Raw genomic sequence first — 18055 nt, forward strand, 5'->3', positions numbered from 1 at the left:
GATCCGGGGTGCCCGGATCCGCACCGGCCCGCCGTGGACGCATCAGAGGTGGTAGGCGAACTTCCGGCCCGCGCCGCCGTCCACCACCAGGGTCTGGCCCGTGATCCAGGCCGAGAGGTCCGTCAGGAAGAACAGGATGGCCGACGCGATGTCGCTCGTCCTGCCCACCCGTCCCAACGGCACCTGTGCGGCGGCCTTGTCGTAGTAGTCGGGTTCGGGGTGCCGCTCGGCCACGCGGGGGGTCGCCGTCTGGCCGGGTGCCACGACGTTCACCCGGATGTCCGGGCCGAGTTCGAGGGACGCCGTACTGACCAGGTTCACGAGGCCGGCCTTCGCCGCACCGTAGACGGCGTGGTGGGGAGCGGACCGCAGACCCGAGACGGAACCGACGAACACCATGGAGCCGCCCTCCGTCATGGCCCTCGCGCCGATCTGCAGGGCGAGGAAGACATGACGGAGATTCAGATCGAGCCCGCGCTGCCAGAGTTCGTCGGTTACCTCGCCCAAAGGGCCGTTGTCGGAGATGCCGACGATGTCCGCCAGCCCGTGCAGCGGCCCGAAGCGTGCGACGGCCTCGGCGACCAGCCGTTCCACGTCCGCGCGGTCGGTGGCGTCACCGGTGAGGGCCAGGCCGTCGACCTCGTCGGCGACCGCGGCGGCACGCTCGGGGTCCCTGTCCACCACGGACACCCTGGCACCGACGTTCGCCGCGGCGAGACAGGTCTGCCGACCGATGCCCAGCCCCCCGCCGAGTACCAGCACATGTCTGCCCTTGAGATCGATCAAACCGCGGTAGTCCGGTGTGAGCTCGGTGATGCCCATCCTGCCTCCCTCTCTGCCGAGGGGCCGGTCCGCAAGGCGTCGCAGAAGGTGCTGACACGTTCCTTGACGCCCGGTGGAGCCACCTCGTTAATATAGCCATATCCGTTAAAGAAGTTAGATGAATAAGCGAGAAGTGTTCAACGCCCCGGCCGAAGTCCGGACTTGAGGGAGCGGGACACCGCGACCGTGCCGCACGGATCCGCGCCCGCCGCCCGATGGAGAGGTGAACCCCGAATGATCCAGGTGGAGCCGGAACCCTTTCTCCGTGGTGTGCTGCCGGGACTGTCGTGGGCCGACGGCGGCTCACGGCTGCCGCTCGCGGGGTGCGCGAAGCTGCCGGCCGACACCGTGCGGGCCGCCCGCGTGCCGGCCGGCGTCCATCTCGCCTTCACCGGCCCGGTGTCGACGGTCGAGCTGAGGGTGGAGGTGGGGGAGCGGACCACCGTGCCGGCTCCCACCGTCCCCGAGGGATTCGTCGTACGAATGCCGGGAAGCCCCTCTCAGTTGATCCCCCTGCCCTCCCGGGACGGAACCGTGCGTGTGCGGTTGCCGGAGCGGGACCGGGACCGTGTGGTGCGGGTGTACCTGCCCGAGTCGGCCGAGGTGACGGTGGTCGGTCTCGCGGGCGACCACCTCCTGGAACCCGCTGCGCGGGGCCCCCTCTGGGTGGTCTACGGCGACTCCGTCACGCAGGGCTGGTCGGTCACGGAGCCCGGCCTGGCGTGGCCCTCACAGGTCGCCGACACCCTCGGACTCGACCTGGTCAACCTCGGCTTCGCGGGGGCGGCGCGCGGCGAACTCCTGACCGCCGACGTACTGGCCGCTTCCGGGGCGGAAGTCGTCACCCTGGCCTGGGGAACCAACGCCTACTCGTCCCTGCCGACCAGCACCGCCCAGATCGCCGAGACGATGCGGCTCTACCTCACCGCCCTGCGCGAAGGCCTTCCCGAGGTTCCGGTCGTGGTGGTGAGCCCGATCGTCCGTCCCGACGCGGAGCGCGTCCCCAACCGGTTCGGCGCGAGCCTCGCCGATCTCCGTGCCGCGCTGGAGGAATCGGTGCGCCGGTTCGCCGTGGCGAGAGGTGACGACCGCGTGACCCTCGTACCGGGGCTGCACTTGGTGCCGCCCGAACACCTCGTGGACGGCATCCATCCAGGGGACGAGGGGCACCGCAGCCTCGCCGAGGGCGTCGTCCCGCACGTCGCCGCCGGGCTCGGACGGAACCTGGCCCACACACGGGCCGGTGCGCCATGACGAGCCGTCCGCAGGCCGTCAGCCAGTGACCGCACCAGCGCAGCACCGCCGCACCACGGCGGGGAGGAGTGAGATGGACCCGTCGAACGTGTTCCGGCTGACCGGAAAGGTGGCCGTCGTCACCGGTGCGGGGAGCGGCATCGGGCGGGCGAGCGCGGGTGTTCTCGCCGCGTCCGGCGCCCGGGTCGTCGTCGCCGATCTGGACGAGTCGAGCGCCGAGGAGACCGTGGCCGGCATCAAGGAGGAAGGCGGGGAGGCCGTGGCCCGCCGGGTGGACGTGGCGGACCCGGCCGCCATGGGCGCACTGGTCGACGAGACCGTCTCCGGACTCGGACGGCTGGACGTCCTCGTCAACAACGCGGGCATCATGATCCGCCGCCCGCTCGTGGAGGTCCCGCCGGACGAGTTCGACCGCATCCTGTCGGTCAACCTCAAGAGCGTCCTCTACGGCAGCCAGGCCGCGGCCCGCGTGATGCGGCCGGGGTCGAGCATCGTCAACACACTCTCCACGATCATCGACTTCGCCACCTCCGGCACCGGCTCCTACGCCGCAGCCAAGAAAGGCGGCGAGGCGCTGACCCGGACCTTCGCCGTCGAACTGGGACCCCGGGGCATCCGCGTCAACGGCGTCGCCCCCGGCTGGACGGACACCGGCATCACCCGGCGGCGGCACGTGGACGACGCGGGCGAGTTTCAGCAGAGCGGGTTCGACCAGCTCGCGAGCAGGATGGCCGCCGCCGCTCCGCTGGGAACGGTGGCCGAAGCCGTCGACTCCGCGTACGCCGTGCTCTATCTGGCGTCGGACGCGAGCCGCTGCGTCACCGGACACGTGATCCGCGTCAACGGCGGCGCGTCCATGGCCTGAGGGGCGATCATGACAGGAAGACTGCAGGGCAAGGTGGCGCTGATCACCGGCTCCGCGCGCGGCCAAGGCGCCTGCGAGGCCGCTCTGTTCGCGCGGGAGGGCGCCGAGGTCGTCGTCAGCGACGTACTGGACGAGTGCGGCGAGGCGACCGCGCGTTCGGTGGCGGGCAGCTACCTCCACCTCGACGTCACCTCCGTCGCGGACTGGAGCGCCGCCGCCGACACCGTGCGGGAGCGGTTCGGGCGTCTGGACGTCCTGGTCAACAACGCGGGGATCGCACCCGCACGGCTGGGCCGGGTGGACGAGCTCGACATCGAGGACCACCTCCGGCTCTTCGATGTCAACGTCCACGGCGCCTTCTACGGCATCCGCGCCCTGCTGCCCCTGCTGCGGAAGGGCCGTGGCGCCTCGGTCGTCAACGTGTCCTCGATCGACGGGCTGACCGGCATCGGCTCGATGGCGAGCTATGTCGCGTCGAAGCACGCGCTGACCGGACTCACCCGGTCGATGGCGATCGATCTGGGCCCACTCGGGATCCGGGTCAACTCCCTGCACCCGGGGGTCATCGACACACCTCTGGTCCGCTCGATCGGCGAGGCCCGGGCCGCGAGGCTGGCCCGCACCGTGGGGCGGCAGCCCCTGGCCCGGATGGGCCGCTCCGAGGAGGTCGCGGCCATGGCCCTCTTCCTCGCCTCGGACGAGGCGTCGTACTGCACCGGGTCCCAGTTCACCGCCGACGGCGGTCATCTGGCCGGCCCCTACCGGGAGTTACCTGTCTGATCAAGGCCCGGCCGAGAGGCCGGGACGAGCCGCTCCGACCAAGAGCGGGCTCCGCCGGGAGTCCGCAGTGATCTGACGATGCAGAGCCGATGAAGTCTTTCCCCATGAGGGACCCGTTGGACGACGCCCGGTGCCGACCAGGCCGCCGTCCAGGGATGCTCAGGAGGTCACCGTGTCCGAATCCCCGTCCAGCATGGTCGACAGGGTCGTCATGATCCTGGGTGTCTTCGAGCGGTCCACCGGACCGCTCAACCTGGGGCAGATCAGCGCCCGCAGCGGTCTCCCGCGCTCCTCCGTGCACCGGATCCTCCAGCAACTGGTCAACGCCCGTCTGCTGAGCAGGTACGACAACGAGTACCGGCTGGGGCTGCGCATGTTCGAGATCGGCAGCCTCGTCGTGCACCGCACCCGGATGAACGAGGCCGCCAGGCCCCTGTTGCAGGAACTGTGCACGGCCACCGGACACGTGGTGCACCTGGCGGTACTCGACCGGCAGGACGTCGTGTATCTGGACAAGGTCGGCGGGAGCTTCGCCGGCACCCTGCCGTCCAGGATCGGGGGCCGTTTCCCTGCGCACTGCACCGCGGTGGGCAAGGCGATCCTCGCCCACTCGCCCAAGGAGGTGGTGGACGAGTACCTCTGGAGCGGTCTGGGCCGCCGTACGGAGGCGAGCATCGCCACCCCCCAGGCCCTGGAAGCCGTCCTCGCACGGATCCGCAGCACCGGATACGCCACGGAGGCCGGCGAGTCCGTCTCCGGGGTGGCGTGTGTGGCCGCACCCGTACTCGTCATGAACCAGGCGATCGCCGGCATCTCGGTATGCGGCCCCCAGGAGCGCATCCGCGTCGACGAGTTGAAGTTCCACGTGAAATGGATAGCCGCGGAGATCTCCCGCCGCCTGACGGCGACCTCCACGCCCCGCCCCCGCCCGCGCCCGCTGATCACTTCTGTCCCGCTCAGCGGACACATGGCGTCCGCCGGCGTGGCCGACGCCGGACGATGAGGGCGTGATGGACGAAGCGGTGATGACCGCCAACCCGCGACGACCGGTCCCGGCCGCGATCCGCCGGCCGCGCACACCGCGGTCCGGGTGGACCGCGGCCCGCGGCGGACACTCATGACGGCCGGGACGGACGCCGTTCTCGCGGCGGCCACCCGGCTGGAGCACGCGAGTGCCACCGGACGGGCCTGCGGGCCGGTCACCGACCTCATCGGCGGGACCGACATCGCGACCGCCTACCGGGTGCAGCAGACCGTCACCGAACACAGGCTTGCCGCCGGCGCCCGGCTGATCGGCCGGAAGATCGGACTGACCTCCGCGGCGGTGCAGTCGCAAGTGGGCGTCGACCGGCCCGACTTCGGTGTCCTCTTCGACGACATGCGCTACGCCGACGGTGACGTGGTTCCCTACGGCAGGCTGTTGCAGCCCAAGGCCGAGGCCGAGGTGGCGTTCCTGCTGTGCCGTGACCTCGCCGATGCCGACGACCTGTCCGCGCTCCGGGAGTCCGTGGCAGCGGCCTACCCGGCCGTGGAGATCGTCGACAGCCGTATCGCCGACTGGAAGATCGGCATCACGGACACCGTGGCCGACAACGCCTCGTCCGGGGTCTTCGTGCTCGGTGGCGAAGGACGGTCGCTGGACGCCTTCGAGCCGGTGGACACGGTCATGACGATGCGGCGCGACGGCGAGACCGTCTCCAGCGGCACGGGCCGCGCCTGTCTCGGGGACCCGCTCAACGCGCTCGGCTGGCTCGCCGCGACCGCGATCGAGTTCGGTTCGCCGCTGCGCGCGGGGGACCTGGTGCTCTCCGGGGCGCTCGGGCCGATGGTCCCGGTGCTCCCCGGGGACGTCTTCGAGGTGACGATCGAGCCGCTCGGCACCATCACCGCCCGCTTCTCGGAGGACAAGGGAGAGTGATGACGGACAGGGTGGGAGTCGCGATCATCGGGTCGGGCAACATCGGAACCGACCTGCTGATCAAGATCAAACGCACCTCTAAGAACCTCGAGGCACTGGCCATGGTGGGGATCGACCCCGAGTCGGACGGCCTGGCCCGCGCCGCCCGCCTCGGCGTGGCGACGACGGCGGAGGGGGTCGAGGGCCTGCTCCGCATGCCGGAGTTCGAGCGGGTCCGGATCGTGCTCGACGCGACCAGTGCCGCCGCCCATGTCGCCAACGCGCGGGCGCTGGAAGGGTCCGGGCGGCGGCTGGTGGACCTGACACCGGCGGCGCTCGGCCCCTTCGTGATCCCTCCGGTCAACCTCGGCGAACACCTCGACGCCCCGGACATCAACATGGTGACGTGCGGCGGACAGGCCACCATCCCGATCGTGGCCGCCGTCTCCCGGGTGACCGAGGTGCCGTACGCGGAGATCGTCGCGTCCGTCGCCTCGCGCTCCGCGGGTCCGGGCACCCGGGCCAACATCGACGAGTTCACCGAGACCACCGCCCACGCCATCGAGACGGTGGGCGGCGCCCGCCGCGGCAAGGCGATCATCATCCTCAATCCGGCCGAACCACCGCTGATCATGCGGGACACGGTGTTCTGTCTGGTCGGCCAGGCCGACCACGACGAGATCCGCCGGTCCGTCGAGGAGATGGTGGCCGAGGTCGCCACCTATGTGCCGGGCTACCGCCTGGTGCAGGACGTGCAGTTCACCCCGATCGAGCGGACCGAGGCAGCGACCTTGCTGCCCGAGGGGTCCGGCCCGGTCGACACCAAGGTGTCGGTGTTCCTGGAGGTCGAGGGAGCCGCGCACTACCTGCCCGCCTACGCGGGCAACCTCGACATCATGACGTCCGCCGCGCTGCGCGTCGCCGAGCGGATCGTCGAGCAGGCGGAGCTGGTGGCCCGATGACCGAGATCTACGTCCAGGACGTGACCCTGCGCGACGGCATGCACGCCATCCGGCACCGCATCGAGCCCGAGCAGGTCGGCCGGATCGTCGCCGCCCTCGACCGGGCCGGAGTGGCGGCCATCGAGGTCAGCCACGGCGACGGCCTGGCCGGCGCCAGCCTCAACTACGGGCCCGGCAGCCACACCGACTGGGAGTGGATCGAGGCTGCCGTCGCCCACGCCGCGCGCGCGATCATCACGACCCTGCTGCTGCCCGGCGTCGGCACCATCGCCGAACTCCGCAAGGCCTTCGACCTGGGCGTGCGTTCGGTACGGGTCGCCACCCACTGCACCGAGGCGGACGTGGCGGCGCAGCACATCGCCGAAGCCCGTGAACTCGGCATGGACGTCTCCGGGTTCCTGATGATGAGCCACATGCTCCCGCCGGCCGAACTCGCCCGGCAGGCGAAGCTGATGGAGTCCTACGGCGCGCACTGCGTCTACATCACCGACTCCGCCGGCCGGCTCACCTCGGAGGACGTCCGCGACCGGGTCAGGGCCTACCGGGACGTACTCGACGACGACACGCAGATCGGCATCCACGCCCACGAGAACCTCTCGCTAGGCGTCGCCAACTCCCTCGCCGCGGTGGAGGAGGGCGCCTACCGCGTCGACGCCTCGCTGGCCGGACAGGGCGCCGCCGCGGGCAACAACCCCATCGAGCCGTTCGTGGCGGTCGCCAACCTCAAGGGCTGGAAGACCGGTTGCGACCTGTTCATGCTGGAGGACGCCGCCGACGATCTCGTCCGGCCGCTCCAGGACCGCCCCGTGCGGGTGGACCGGGAGACCCTCACCATCGGGTACGCCGGCGTGTACGGCAGTTTTCTGCGCCACGCCGAGAACGCGGCGCGGCTGTACGGCGTCGACACCCGGGAGATCCTCGTCGAGGCGGGCCGCCGCCAACTCGTCGGCGGCCAGGAGGACATGCTCATCGACATCGCACTGACCCTCCAGACCCAGAAGTCCTGACGTCCCGGACGCCGGTCTTCCCGGCCCGGTCGATGTCCAGGACCCCGGGCCGGACCACCACATCGATCCGTACCCCGGGCCGCCACATCCTCGACCCGGACTGGGAGGCATGGAAATGGAAACATCCCGAGCCGGAGCACAGGCAGACCTGACGACCGCCCTCACCTTCGAGTCGAGCAGGGCCACCCTCGACGTGGACGGGCTCACCTTCGCCTACCACCAGTCCGGTGAGGGCGAGCCGCTGTTCCTGCTGCACGGATCGGGGCCCGGTGTCAGCGCCTGGTCGAACTTCCGCCACAACCTGCCGGTCTTCGCCGAGCACTTCCGCACGATCGCGCCCGACCTCCCGGGATTCGGCGGCAGCGACCTGCCGGAGCTCACCGAGGTCTATCCGGTGGCCGCGGCGCGCCGGATCGCCGGCCTGATGGACGAACTGGGCATCGAGTCGGCCGTGTTCGTCGGCAATTCCATGGGCGGCGCGGTCGCGGCGGAGCTCGCCGCCCTGCATCCCGAACGGGTCCGGAAGCTGGCTCTCATGGGATCGGGCGGACTCTCCGTGGGGCTGTTCGCCGCCGAGCCGAGCGAGGGTTTCGTACGGCTCTTCGAGTTCCTCGACGATCCCACCCGGGAGCGCATGATCGCCTGGGTCCGGACCATGGTCAGCGACCACGGCAGGATCACCGACGAACTCATCGACGAGCGTATGCACAACGCCCTGGAGAAGGGCGTCATCGACAAGACCCGGAAGATCATCGGGTCGATGTTCCATCCCGCCCTGCGGGAGAAGTACACGCCCCTGTGGACCAAGGCGGCGGCCTTCACCACCCCGACCCTGCTGCTGTGGGGCCGGGACGACCGCATGCTCCCCTACGACCAGGCGCACTTCGCCACCCGGTGGCTGCCGGAGGTCGAGTTGCACACCTTCGCCCGCTGCGGCCACTGGGTGCAGGTGGAGCGCAAGACCGAGTTCGAACGAGTGGTACTGGAGTTCCTCACCCGGAAGACAGCGGAAGTGGAAGGTGCCGGGCATGGCGCATGAAGTCGTCGAACGAGTCGAGCAGTACGGTCCGAAGCTGGCGGAACTGGCCGTCGAGAACGAGAAGTTGGGCAAGTTGAGCGACGAGACCGTGAGTCTCCTGCGCTCCGCCGGCGTGCTGCGCCTGCTCCAGCCGACCAAGTTCGGCGGCTACGCGGCCCACCCCCGCGACTTCGCCGAAGCCGTCATGACCGTGGCCCGGCACGACGGTGCCGCCGGCTGGGTGTGCGGGGTCGTGGGAGTCCACCCGTGGGAAGTCGCCCAGATGGACCCGCGGGTCGCCCAGGAGATATGGGGCGAGAACCAGGACACCTGGATCGCCTCCCCTTACATGCCGAACGGGATCGCCGAGCCGGTGGACGGCGGCTACGTCCTCTCCGGGCGGTGGCCCTTCTCGTCCGGGACCGACCACTGCGACTGGGTGTTCCTCGGCGCGCTCGTCGGGGACGGCAAGGGCAGGCCGGCCTCGCCGCCGAGCGTCCTGCACGTGATCCTGCCCAGGGCGTCGTACGAGATCGTCGACGACACCTGGGACGTCATCGGACTGTCCGGCACCGGCAGCAAGGACGTCGTCGTCGACGGCGCGTTCATCCCCGCCTACCGCACCGTCAACCAGGACGAGGTGTCGGCCGGGGAGGCGGCGGTGGGCAACGGCGTCACCGAAGCCCTCTACCGGCTGCCGTTCACCTCGATGTTCCCGCTCGGGATCACCTCGGCCGTCATCGGCATCTGCGAGGGAGCCCTCGACGTCCATCTGGCCCAGCAGCGCGACCGGGTCGCGGTGACCGGTGTGCAGGTGCGCGACGACCCGTACGTGCTCTACTCGGCGGGCGAGGCCGCCTCGGAGATCGCCGCCTCCCGTGTGCAGCTGATCGACGGCATCAGCCGGGTGTACGACCAGGTCGCGGCCGGAGAGCCGGTGTCCGTCGAGGAGCGCTCCAGGGTCCGGCGCAACCAGGTGCGCTGCGCCTGGCGGGCGGTGTCGGCCCTCGACGAGATCTTCGCGAGGTCCGGGGGCAACGTCATCCGGCGTGACAACCCGTTGCAGCGCTACTGGCGGGACGCGCATGTCGGCCTGGCCCACATGATCCATGTGCCGGGTGCGGCCTACCACGCCAACTCCCTGGCACAGATGGGTCTCGAACTGCCTCCGCAGCTGCGGGTGCTGATCTGAACTCCGGTGCTGCGGGCGAGGAGGAGAGAACCCATGCACACTGAGAGCGGCACGAACGCCTCTTCCCCCGAACTCCGGGACTCCCCGAACGACAGGACCCACTTCCGCCAGGTGCTGGGGAACTTCCCCACGAGCGTGGTGGCCATCACGGCGGGGGTGCCCGGAGGCCGGCCCGAGGGGATGATCGTCGGATCCTTCACGTCGGTCTCCCTCGATCCGCCCCTGGTGGCCTTCCTGGCGGACCGCTCCTCCGGGACCTTCCCCAGGATCCGGGCGGCCGGCCGCTACTGCGTCAACGCACTGGCGGCCGACCAGGAGGTCCTGTGCCGGTCGATGGCGGCCAGGAGTGCCGACCGCTTCGACGGCGTCCCCTGGCGGCTCTCGCCGTTGGGAAACCCCGTGCTCGACGGCGTGGTCGCCTGGATCGACTGCGAACTCGCGGAGGTCGTCGAGATCGGCGACCACTACCTGGCGGTGGGGCGGGTCCATGCCCTGCGCGCCGAGTCGGCCAAGACACCGCTGCTGTTCTTCCGCGGCGGCTACGGCGACTACTTCTCCACCACTTCACTGGTACTGGACCGGCTCGTCGGCTGGTAGCGGCGGTGCCGCGAACGCGGAGCGGGCGGCGGGTCCCAGGACTCGCCGCCCGCTCCGCCGCGTGGCCGGGTGAGGGAGCGGCCTCAGCCGGCCAGGTCCGGCTCGCGCACGGTGACCTCGGCCAGTTCGATGCCGCGGGTCTGGAGCCCCTCCTCGATGAACGCCTTGAGCGACTCGCCGTCGAGCACGCACGTGGCGCAGGCGTCGTTGTGGCCCCGGGAGTAGTCGACCGTGAGACGGGACTGCTCGGGAGCGAACTCCGCGAGCTGGATGGAGCCGCCGTCGGGGGCGACCATCGGTTCCAGCAGTTCGAGCACTTCCTTGACGACGTCCTGTGCTTGCGGCATGGCCGGTCTCCTCTGTCGTGGGGTGAGCGTGCCCGGTGTTTGCGGGGCATCCCTCTCAGGGCGCTTCGGTGGCGCCGAGTGTGTCCATCAGCGCCAGACTGGAACGTGCGTAGGCCTGACGGCGGCGCTCGCCGACCATGAACGACGGCGGCGCGAAGTAGGCGACGTCACGGGCGATCGATCCCCGGCGCCGGCGCAGGGCGGCCGTCGCGTCGGCGGTGCTGCCGCACAGCGCGATGGCGTCGACCATGTCGTCCGTCACGGCCCGCCCCATGTCGTCGAACCGCCCGTCGGCGAACGCCTCCCGGATCTTCTCGACCTGGGAGGTCCAGCCGTGGTGTGCGGCGAACGCGTCGTAGGTGCGTACGGTCAGGTAGAAGGCGATCATCCGGCGCATGTCGGTGACGGCACGCTCGGGATCGTCGTCGTCGATCGCGGTCAGCAGCCAGCCGTGCTCCAGCGGCCGCCGGTCGTGTTCGCTCCGGCGCGCGCCGGCCTCGACGGCCGGCCGGACGACGCTGTCCCACCAGTCGTCCGTGAAGAGTCCGTGGCCGATGATCCCGTCGGCCGTGCGGCCGGCGGCGGTCGCCATCCCGCGCTGGAACCCGGCCAGCAGGATCGGCACGTCGATCCGGCCCAGTACCGGTGCCTTCACCCGCGCGTCGATCCGGTAGAACTCGCCCTCGAAGCCGATGCGTTGACCGTTCTCGGCGTGCAGCCACGCTCGTACGGCCCTCACCAGCTCGGACATCCGTGCCACGGGACGGTCCGCGGCCACACCGCACCAGTCACGATTGATGGCGAACGCCCCCGAGCCCAGGCCCGCGAAGACGCGTCCGGGCGCCTGCTTCCACAGGTCGCGGATCGCCGTCGCGTGGGCGAACGGCGTACGCGAGAACCCGTAGGCGATCGCCGGGCCGATGAGAGCGCCACGGGTCGACGCGACCATCCCGGCGACCGTGACATAGGCGTCGTGGTCCGCGAACTCGCCGGTGCAGAAGGCCGCGACGCCCGCGGCCTCCGCCTCCCGGCCGAGATCCGCTCCCGGCCAGGGCATACCGAACCCAGTCATGTGCGCCGATCCTCCCGCAAGTGTCGTGCGCTGCTCGGCTGAGACCGTGAATTGTAGCATTGAGTTAGCTGATTCAAGTGTCGGATACCTTCACATGATTTAACTGTTCTTCTAAACTCACCCCGTTGGTCGGAGGCCCCAGGACGGAGATACAGGGATGACGCACACCTCGGCCGCGCCCACGGATCTCGATCGGGCGCGCGCCAAGTACCGAGCCGAGCGGGACAAGCGCCTCGATCCCTCGCGCCGGGAGATCCTGGACCTCTCAGGACGCGAGAAGCTCGTCGAGGACCCCTTCATGGACGTCGTGCCACGTCAGCCGCTGCACGACACGGTCGACGTGATGGTGGTGGGAGGAGGGTTCGGCGGCCTGCTCGCCGCGGCACACCTGCGCAAGGCCGGAGTCGAACGCATCCGCATCGTCGAAAAGGGCGGAGACGTCGGCGGCGTGTGGTACTGGAACCGGTATCCGGGCGCGATGTGCGACGTCGAGTCGTACGTGTATCTGCCGATGCTGGAGGAGCTGGACTACATACCCCGGCGCCGCTACTCGTACGGCCCCGAGATCCTCGCCCACGCCCAGCGGCTGGCCAGGCACTTCGAGCTCTACGACCACGCGCTCTTCCACACCTCGGTGACGGGGCTGAAGTGGCAGGAGCAGAGCGCCAGGTGGAGCGTGCGCACCGATCGCGGCGACGAGTTCCAGGCGCGGTACGTGGTGGTGGCCCACGGCTCCTTCACCTCGCTCAAGCTGCCGGCGATCGAGGGCATCGACGGCTTCGAGGGCAGGCTGTTCCACACCTCGCGATGGGACTACGACTACACCGGCGGCGACAGCTCCAGCCCGCTCGCCGGACTCGGTGACAAGACCGTCGGTGTCATCGGCACCGGCGCCAGTGCGATCCAGATCGTGGCCCCGCTCGCCGAGTCGGCCCAGAAGCTCTACGTGTTCCAGCGCACCCCCTCCACGGTCGCCGTCCGGGACAACAGGGAGACGGACTACGCGTGGGCGCGGTCCCTGGAGCCGGGCTGGCAGAAGCGGCGACGGGACAACTTCACCGCGGTCACCAACGGCGAGCCGATCACCGAGGACCTGGTCGGCGACGGCTGGACCGTCTTCTACCACGCGATCCTCAGCCGCGACGAGAACGGCGCTCTGACTCACCAGGAGCTCGCGGAACAGCGCGAGTTGACCGATCTGGGGCACATGGAGCACGTCCGGGCCAGGATCGACGAGGTGGTGCGGGATCCGGCGACCGCGGAAGCACTCAAGCCTTACTACCGCTACCAGTGCAAACGCCCCTGCTTCCACGACGAGTACCTGCCGGCCTTCAACCGGCCGAACGTCGAACTGGTCGACACCCAGGGCGAGGGCGTCCGGCGGATCACCCCGCGGGGTGTCGTGGTCGGCGAGGCCGAGTACCCGCTGGACTGCATCATCCTGGCGACCGGCTTTGACCAGGACTCCGCATACGTCGACCGGGTGGGATTCGACGTCACCGGCCGCGACGGCCTCATCCTCTCCCGGAAGTGGAAGGACGGTCCGGAAACTCTCCACGGCGTGATGTCGAGCGGCTTCCCCAACTTCTTCCTCCTGCCGCCGAACTACACCCAGGGCACCGCCGCCGTGAACTTCTGCCACACCCTGGACGAGACCGCACAGCATGTCGCCTTCCTCGTGGCCGAGTTCGAGCGGCGGGGTGTGATCGCGGACGTCACCAGGCAGGGCGAGGAGGCGTACGTCCGACAGGTGACGGACGGTTCCGGCCTGGCCATCCTCGGCGCGGGCGGCTTCCTGAAGGACTGCACGCCGGGCCGCTGGAACAACGAGGGCGATCCCGACGGCCGCCCCCGCAAGAACGTCAACTACCCGGGCACCTCCACGACGTACTTCACCATGCTGGAGGAGTGGCGGCACAGGGGCGAGTTCGCCGAGCTGAGCCTCACCCCGGCGCCGAAGCCGACCGCCGACCGAAGGAGCACACGATGACCGGCACCGTTCCCGAGGCACCCGTGCCAAGCGCGCCGAACGCGCACCGCTTCCAGGGCAAGGTCGTCTTCATCACCGGAGCCGCCCGCGGACAGGGCAGGGCCGAGGCGGTGCGCTTCGCCGCGGAGGGCGCGGACATCATCGCGCTGGACATCTGCGAGGACCTCCCCACCACGACGTATCCGGGGGCGACCCCCGAGGACCTCGCCGAAACGGCCCGGCTCGTCGAGAAGCTCGGCCGGCGCGTCCTCACCCACAAGGCCGACGTACGCGACTTCCCCGCCGTACGGGCGGCCCTGGAGGAGAGTGTCCGCGCACTCGGCCGCCTGGACGTCGTGGTGGCCAACGCCGGTATGACGACCTTCGCCCGCACCTGGGAGATCGAGCTGGAGCACTGGAACGCGACGCTCGACATCAATCTCACCGGCGCCTTCCACACCGTGAAGGCCGCCGTGCCGCTCATGATCGAGCAGGGGACCGGCGGCGCCATCGTCTTCACCAGCTCGGTCGCCGGACTGCGCGGGCTGCCGCTGCTCGCCGACTACGTGGCGGCCAAGCACGGGGTCACCGGACTGGCCAAGACCCTGGCGAACGAACTGGGGGACCACCGGATCCGGGTGAACTCCGTTCATCCGCACGGGGTCGACACCAAACTCGTCCCCGGGATCCGGCCGATCCTGGAGAAGGACCCGCAACTGAGCGCCTTCTTCCAGGGCGTCCTCCCCGACGGCGTGAGCCAGGCCGATGACATCGCGGCGACCGTGGCCTGGATCGCCTCGGACGAGGCACGTCACGTCACCGGCATACAGCTGCCGGTGGACCTCGGCCGCACCAACCGCTGACTCCAGCGCGTCCCGCACATTCCGTTCCGGTCACCGGAATCGCGCCACCTGCGTGCCTGAAGCCGACAACACACTGATGACGCGGCCGCCCGAACGCACAAGCCCGCCGCACCGCACCCGATGACGACGACCGGCGACCCCTCGGTGGCCGGGCCCCCGGTCGGTCGCCCGGCCGGCGGGGGGCTGTCTCGCCGGCTCCGGCTGATCGGAATCCACTGCGCGCGGCAGCCGAGCAGCAGAACCGCGCGCGGGGACGGGCGGGCGTACCGGGGGCGTCCGGCCAGGGACGGGCGCCCGAGGCTCCAGGACGTCGTCCTCGGCTCGGTGAGCCGGGCGCGAGAGCCTGAGACGAGGAGGACTGTGATGGCCGGTGGGGAGAACTACGACGTCGTCGTCGTGGGATCCGGAGGAGGTGGTCTGGTCGGGGCCTACGTCGCGGCGTCGCGAGGCCTGCGCACGCTCGTGATCGAGAAGACGGACCGGGTCGGCGGTACGACCGCCTACTCCGGTGCGGGGCTCTGGTTCCCGGGGTCGGCGCCGCTGCTGCGGGCCGGTGTCGAGGAGGGAAGCGAGGTCGCCAGGACCTATCTGCGCAGTGTGGTGGCGGACGACACCAGGGAGCATCTGCAGGACGCCTATCTGGACGCAGGCCGGAAGCTGATCGACGAGCTTGAGCAGAATCCCTGGTTCCGGTCGTTCGTCCACGGACCCGTGCCCGACTACTTCGCGGGGGTACCGGGCTCCTCACCGGCGGGGCGGACCATCTTCCCGCCGGACGTAGCCGCAGCGGATCTGGGCGAACGAGCCGCGCTGGTAAGGGACTCGATACCCACCGAACGCTGGGGGGCAGAGCGCGCCGCCGTGCTCACCGGCGGCCGGGCACTCATCGGCCGGGCCCTGACGGCCTTCCTGGAGACCGGCAACGGGCAGCTGCGGGTCAACACCCGTCTGGAGAGCCTGCTGCTGGAGGACGACAGGGTCGTCGGTGTCACGGCGACGAGCGGGGGTGAGCGGACCACCTTCCGCGCCGAGCGCGGAGTGCTTCTCGCCGCCGGAGGCTTCGAACGCAACGGGGAACTCCGCAAGAAGTACCACGCGGTGCCGCTGGACGGCACGTGGTCGAACGGCTGCCCCGGCAACACCGGCGACGCCCTCCAGGCCGGCATCGCGGTGGGCGCCGCCACCGACCTCCTCGACGAGGCATGGTTCGTACCGGGACTCGTCCAGCCGGACGGACTGCCGGTGTTCCACACGGGAACCCGCGGCGGCATCTGGGTCAACGGCGCCGGCGAGCGCTTCGTGAACGAGACCCGCCCCTACGACCAGGCCGGCCACGAACTGGTCCGCCTGCACTCGACCACCGATGTCTCCCACATCCCCTGCCACTGGGTGTTCGACCAGCGTCAGCTCGACCGCGACAGCATCGGCGGGGACCCCGGCCAGGCGCCGGACCCGGCGTGGCTGGAGTCGGGCGCGCTGAAGAAGGCGGACACCCTGGAGGAACTGGCGGAGCTGATCGGGGTGCCGTACGAGGCTCTGAACAAGACCGTCGAGGAGTACAACGGTTACTCCGGTACCGGGGTGGACGAGCGGTTCCACCGGGGCGAGACCCCGTGGGACCAGATGTACCACCACATCGTCGGCTTCCCCGCCGGGCCCGTGATGAACTACCCGGCGAAGGCCTCACCGGGCTTCGCCCATCAGCTGCTGCTGCCTGTCGACACGGCGCCGTTCTACGCCGCGACCATCGTCCTCTCCGACATCGGCACCAAGGGCGGCCTCAAGACGGACGAGAACGCACGCGTGCTGCGCCCCGACGGCGGAGCGATCGCCGGTCTCTACGCCGCGGGGAACACGGCGGCGGCCATGTCGGGACGGGTGTACCCGGGCGCCGGGACCCCGATCGGCAGCAGCCTCGCCTTCGCCTACCGAGCCGTCCTCGATCTCGCCGGTGACAAGACGGGCTGACACCCGTTCCGCACCCACAGCGCCCGGAGGCCGCCACCCGCACAGGGTCGCGGTCTCGCGCCGAATGCCGACACTCTCATTGATTGTACCGACCGGTCGAAGTATTATTCCTTGCGTGCACATCGCAGTGCCGTCGATGTCGTGACGAACGCGCGGACCAGCGCCGTCCGACGGCGAATTCAAGGAAGAGGAGTGCGGACATGGCCGAGAAGGTGACCGGTGCCGGCGCGACGGAGGAGATTCCGAAGTACCCCTCGCCGCGGGCTGCGGAGTGCCCGTTCGCGCCGCCGCCGGGTCTGCGCGCCCTGCACGGCTCGGGCAGGTCGGTGCACAAGGTCGAGACCTGGGACGGCACCACCCCCTGGCTGGCCACGACGCACGCCTCGGCGCGGCAGTTGCTGGCCGACCCACGGCTCAGTGCCGACATCGGCGCTGCCGGCTATCCGCACACCACCGCCGGGATGAAGGCGCACGCGGGCCAGATGCAGCCCTCGATCAACAACACCGACGGCCCCGAGCACCAGCGGTGGCGCCGGATGCTGACGAGTTCTTTCACCCGGCACCGGATGGAGAAGCTGCGCCCGGAGATCCAGCGCATCACCGACGACCTCATCGACAGGATGCTCGCGGGCCCGAACCCGACGGAGCTGAACGAGGCGCTGTCGCTGCCCCTGCCGTCCCTCATGATCTGCGCTCTGCTCGGTGTGCCCTACGAGGACCACGACTTCTTCCAGCACCACGCCGGGGTCACCAACGCACGGTTCCAGACGCCCGAGGAGGGCGCCGAGACCGCCAGGGTGCTGCGCGCGTACATCTCCGGGCTCATCGAGGCCAAGATGGACGACCCCGGTGAGGACGTTCTCTCGGACCTCGCCGAGCGTGTGAAGGCGGGCGACCTGTCCATGACGGAGGCCGCCCCGCTCGGGCACATCCTGCTCGTCGCCGGCCACGACACCAGCGCGAACATGATCACCCTGGGTACGGCCCTGCTCCTGGAGAACCCCGATCAGCTCGCCGCCCTGCGGGAGAACAGCGACGATCCGAAGTTCGTGGCCAACGCCGTCGAGGAGCTGCTGCGGTATCTGACCATCCCGCACCTGCTCGCCCGGCGTGCGGTCGCCGAGGACATCGAGATCGACGGCGAGGTCATCCGCGCGGGAGAGGGCGTCATCGCGTCCCTGGCGGCGGCCAACTGGGACCCGGAGGCGTTCCCGGAGCCCGAGAAGCTCGATCTCGTCCGCAAGGCCGCCCATCACATGGCGTTCAGCTGGGGTCCGCACCAGTGCATCGGCCAGCAGCTGGCCCGTATCGAACTCCACGTGGTCTTCAGCACGCTGTTCCGCCGGATCCCGACGCTGCGGCCGGCCGCCGACCTGTCGGAACTGAAGTTCAAGGAAGACTCGCAGGCCTACGGCATCTACGAGCTGCCCGTCGCCTGGTAG

At 70.2% G+C, this 18055-nt stretch carries 17 protein-coding genes; 14 read left to right on the forward strand and 3 right to left on the reverse strand.

The window, feature by feature from the left end; all coding sequences use genetic code 11:
- Positions 1–42 precede the first annotated feature (42 nt).
- Complete coding sequence (locus ACFWXC_RS08150) at positions 43–822, reverse strand: SDR family NAD(P)-dependent oxidoreductase (protein WP_384474907.1); 780 nt, start codon at positions 820–822, stop codon at positions 43–45.
- Between the two features lie 234 nt (positions 823–1056).
- On the opposite strand from ACFWXC_RS08150, the gene ACFWXC_RS08155 reads away from it, so the two are divergent.
- The 10 genes from ACFWXC_RS08155 (at position 1057) to ACFWXC_RS08200 (ending at position 10394) form a co-directional block, all read left to right on the forward strand.
- Positions 1057–2076 carry a GDSL-type esterase/lipase family protein gene (locus tag ACFWXC_RS08155; RefSeq protein ID WP_384474910.1) on the forward strand — a complete coding sequence of 340 codons (1020 nt, stop codon included), beginning with the start codon at positions 1057–1059 and terminating at the stop codon, positions 2074–2076.
- Between the two features lie 73 nt (positions 2077–2149).
- Positions 2150–2941: an SDR family NAD(P)-dependent oxidoreductase gene (locus ACFWXC_RS08160; RefSeq protein WP_384474913.1), complete on the forward strand. Its 792-nt coding sequence runs from the start codon at positions 2150–2152 to the stop codon at positions 2939–2941.
- 9 nt (positions 2942–2950) lie between these two features.
- Positions 2951–3721, forward strand: coding sequence for an SDR family NAD(P)-dependent oxidoreductase (locus tag ACFWXC_RS08165; protein ID WP_384474916.1), 771 nt, complete (start codon positions 2951–2953; stop codon positions 3719–3721).
- Positions 3722–3893: 172 nt separating this feature from the next.
- On the forward strand, positions 3894–4724 hold the full coding sequence (locus ACFWXC_RS08170) for an IclR family transcriptional regulator (protein ID WP_384474919.1): 831 nt from the start codon (positions 3894–3896) through the stop codon (positions 4722–4724).
- Between the two features lie 114 nt (positions 4725–4838).
- Entirely contained in the window at positions 4839–5639 is an 801-nt protein-coding gene (locus tag ACFWXC_RS08175; protein WP_384474922.1) for a 2-keto-4-pentenoate hydratase, read from the forward strand.
- Complete coding sequence (locus ACFWXC_RS08180; protein ID WP_384474925.1) at positions 5639–6580, forward strand: acetaldehyde dehydrogenase (acetylating); 942 nt, start codon at positions 5639–5641, stop codon at positions 6578–6580. Before ACFWXC_RS08175 ends, ACFWXC_RS08180 begins: the two co-directional genes overlap by 1 nt.
- Positions 6577–7587: a 4-hydroxy-2-oxovalerate aldolase gene (gene dmpG, locus ACFWXC_RS08185; protein WP_384474927.1), complete on the forward strand. Its 1011-nt coding sequence runs from the start codon at positions 6577–6579 to the stop codon at positions 7585–7587. Before ACFWXC_RS08180 ends, dmpG begins: the two co-directional genes overlap by 4 nt.
- Before the next feature lie 115 nt (positions 7588–7702).
- On the forward strand, positions 7703–8626 hold the full coding sequence (locus tag ACFWXC_RS08190) for an alpha/beta fold hydrolase (RefSeq protein WP_384474930.1): 924 nt from the start codon (positions 7703–7705) through the stop codon (positions 8624–8626).
- A complete protein-coding gene (locus ACFWXC_RS08195) occupies positions 8616–9797 on the forward strand; it encodes a hydroxylase (RefSeq protein ID WP_384474933.1) in 1182 nt (393 codons plus the stop codon). Before ACFWXC_RS08190 ends, ACFWXC_RS08195 begins: the two co-directional genes overlap by 11 nt.
- Before the next feature lie 33 nt (positions 9798–9830).
- Entirely contained in the window at positions 9831–10394 is a 564-nt protein-coding gene (locus ACFWXC_RS08200) for a flavin reductase family protein (protein ID WP_384474936.1), read from the forward strand.
- An 83-nt stretch (positions 10395–10477) separates the two neighbouring features.
- Here ACFWXC_RS08200 and ACFWXC_RS08205 read toward each other — a convergent pair whose 3' ends face one another.
- Both ACFWXC_RS08205 and ACFWXC_RS08210 read right to left on the reverse strand, forming a co-directional pair.
- Positions 10478–10741 (reverse strand): NifU family protein, encoded by a 264-nt coding sequence (locus ACFWXC_RS08205; protein ID WP_384474939.1) that lies wholly within the window; start codon positions 10739–10741, stop codon positions 10478–10480.
- A 55-nt stretch (positions 10742–10796) separates the two neighbouring features.
- Positions 10797–11813 carry an LLM class flavin-dependent oxidoreductase gene (locus ACFWXC_RS08210; RefSeq protein WP_384474942.1) on the reverse strand — a complete coding sequence of 339 codons (1017 nt, stop codon included), beginning with the start codon at positions 11811–11813 and terminating at the stop codon, positions 10797–10799.
- Positions 11814–11970: 157 nt separating this feature from the next.
- Between ACFWXC_RS08210 and ACFWXC_RS08215 the strand changes: the two genes are divergently transcribed.
- The 4 genes from ACFWXC_RS08215 (at position 11971) to ACFWXC_RS08230 (ending at position 18055) form a co-directional block, all read left to right on the forward strand.
- Positions 11971–13803 (forward strand): flavin-containing monooxygenase, encoded by a 1833-nt coding sequence (locus ACFWXC_RS08215; protein ID WP_384474945.1) that lies wholly within the window; start codon positions 11971–11973, stop codon positions 13801–13803.
- Positions 13800–14645, forward strand: a complete 846-nt coding sequence (locus tag ACFWXC_RS08220; RefSeq protein WP_384474948.1) for a mycofactocin-coupled SDR family oxidoreductase — start codon at positions 13800–13802, stop codon at positions 14643–14645. Before ACFWXC_RS08215 ends, ACFWXC_RS08220 begins: the two co-directional genes overlap by 4 nt.
- Positions 14646–15008: 363 nt before the next feature.
- A complete protein-coding gene (locus ACFWXC_RS08225) occupies positions 15009–16613 on the forward strand; it encodes an FAD-dependent oxidoreductase (protein WP_384474951.1) in 1605 nt (534 codons plus the stop codon).
- A gap of 200 nt (positions 16614–16813) precedes the next feature.
- On the forward strand, positions 16814–18055 hold the full coding sequence (locus ACFWXC_RS08230) for a cytochrome P450 (protein WP_384474954.1): 1242 nt from the start codon (positions 16814–16816) through the stop codon (positions 18053–18055).

The sequence above is a fragment of the Streptomyces sp. NPDC058683 genome, from assembly GCF_042716195.1.
Classification (GTDB): domain Bacteria; phylum Actinomycetota; class Actinomycetes; order Streptomycetales; family Streptomycetaceae; genus Streptomyces.

What these genes read in the sequence shown, in the direction of transcription:
- ACFWXC_RS08150 (WP_384474907.1), bottom strand. Translation starts at nt 822, where the DNA reads ATGGGCATCACCGAGCTCACACCGGACTACCGCGGTTTGATCGATCTC.
- ACFWXC_RS08155 (WP_384474910.1), top strand. Translation starts at nt 1,057, where the DNA reads ATGATCCAGGTGGAGCCGGAACCCTTTCTCCGTGGTGTGCTGCCGGGA.
- ACFWXC_RS08160 (WP_384474913.1), top strand. Translation starts at nt 2,150, where the DNA reads ATGGACCCGTCGAACGTGTTCCGGCTGACCGGAAAGGTGGCCGTCGTC.
- ACFWXC_RS08165 (WP_384474916.1), top strand. Translation starts at nt 2,951, where the DNA reads ATGACAGGAAGACTGCAGGGCAAGGTGGCGCTGATCACCGGCTCCGCG.
- ACFWXC_RS08175 (WP_384474922.1), top strand. Translation starts at nt 4,839, where the DNA reads ATGACGGCCGGGACGGACGCCGTTCTCGCGGCGGCCACCCGGCTGGAG.
- ACFWXC_RS08180 (WP_384474925.1), top strand. Translation starts at nt 5,639, where the DNA reads ATGACGGACAGGGTGGGAGTCGCGATCATCGGGTCGGGCAACATCGGA.
- dmpG (WP_384474927.1), top strand. Translation starts at nt 6,577, where the DNA reads ATGACCGAGATCTACGTCCAGGACGTGACCCTGCGCGACGGCATGCAC.
- ACFWXC_RS08190 (WP_384474930.1), top strand. Translation starts at nt 7,703, where the DNA reads ATGGAAACATCCCGAGCCGGAGCACAGGCAGACCTGACGACCGCCCTC.
- ACFWXC_RS08195 (WP_384474933.1), top strand. Translation starts at nt 8,616, where the DNA reads ATGGCGCATGAAGTCGTCGAACGAGTCGAGCAGTACGGTCCGAAGCTG.
- ACFWXC_RS08200 (WP_384474936.1), top strand. Translation starts at nt 9,831, where the DNA reads ATGCACACTGAGAGCGGCACGAACGCCTCTTCCCCCGAACTCCGGGAC.
- ACFWXC_RS08205 (WP_384474939.1), bottom strand. Translation starts at nt 10,741, where the DNA reads ATGCCGCAAGCACAGGACGTCGTCAAGGAAGTGCTCGAACTGCTGGAA.
- ACFWXC_RS08210 (WP_384474942.1), bottom strand. Translation starts at nt 11,813, where the DNA reads ATGACTGGGTTCGGTATGCCCTGGCCGGGAGCGGATCTCGGCCGGGAG.
- ACFWXC_RS08215 (WP_384474945.1), top strand. Translation starts at nt 11,971, where the DNA reads ATGACGCACACCTCGGCCGCGCCCACGGATCTCGATCGGGCGCGCGCC.
- ACFWXC_RS08220 (WP_384474948.1), top strand. Translation starts at nt 13,800, where the DNA reads ATGACCGGCACCGTTCCCGAGGCACCCGTGCCAAGCGCGCCGAACGCG.
- ACFWXC_RS08225 (WP_384474951.1), top strand. Translation starts at nt 15,009, where the DNA reads ATGGCCGGTGGGGAGAACTACGACGTCGTCGTCGTGGGATCCGGAGGA.
- ACFWXC_RS08230 (WP_384474954.1), top strand. Translation starts at nt 16,814, where the DNA reads ATGGCCGAGAAGGTGACCGGTGCCGGCGCGACGGAGGAGATTCCGAAG.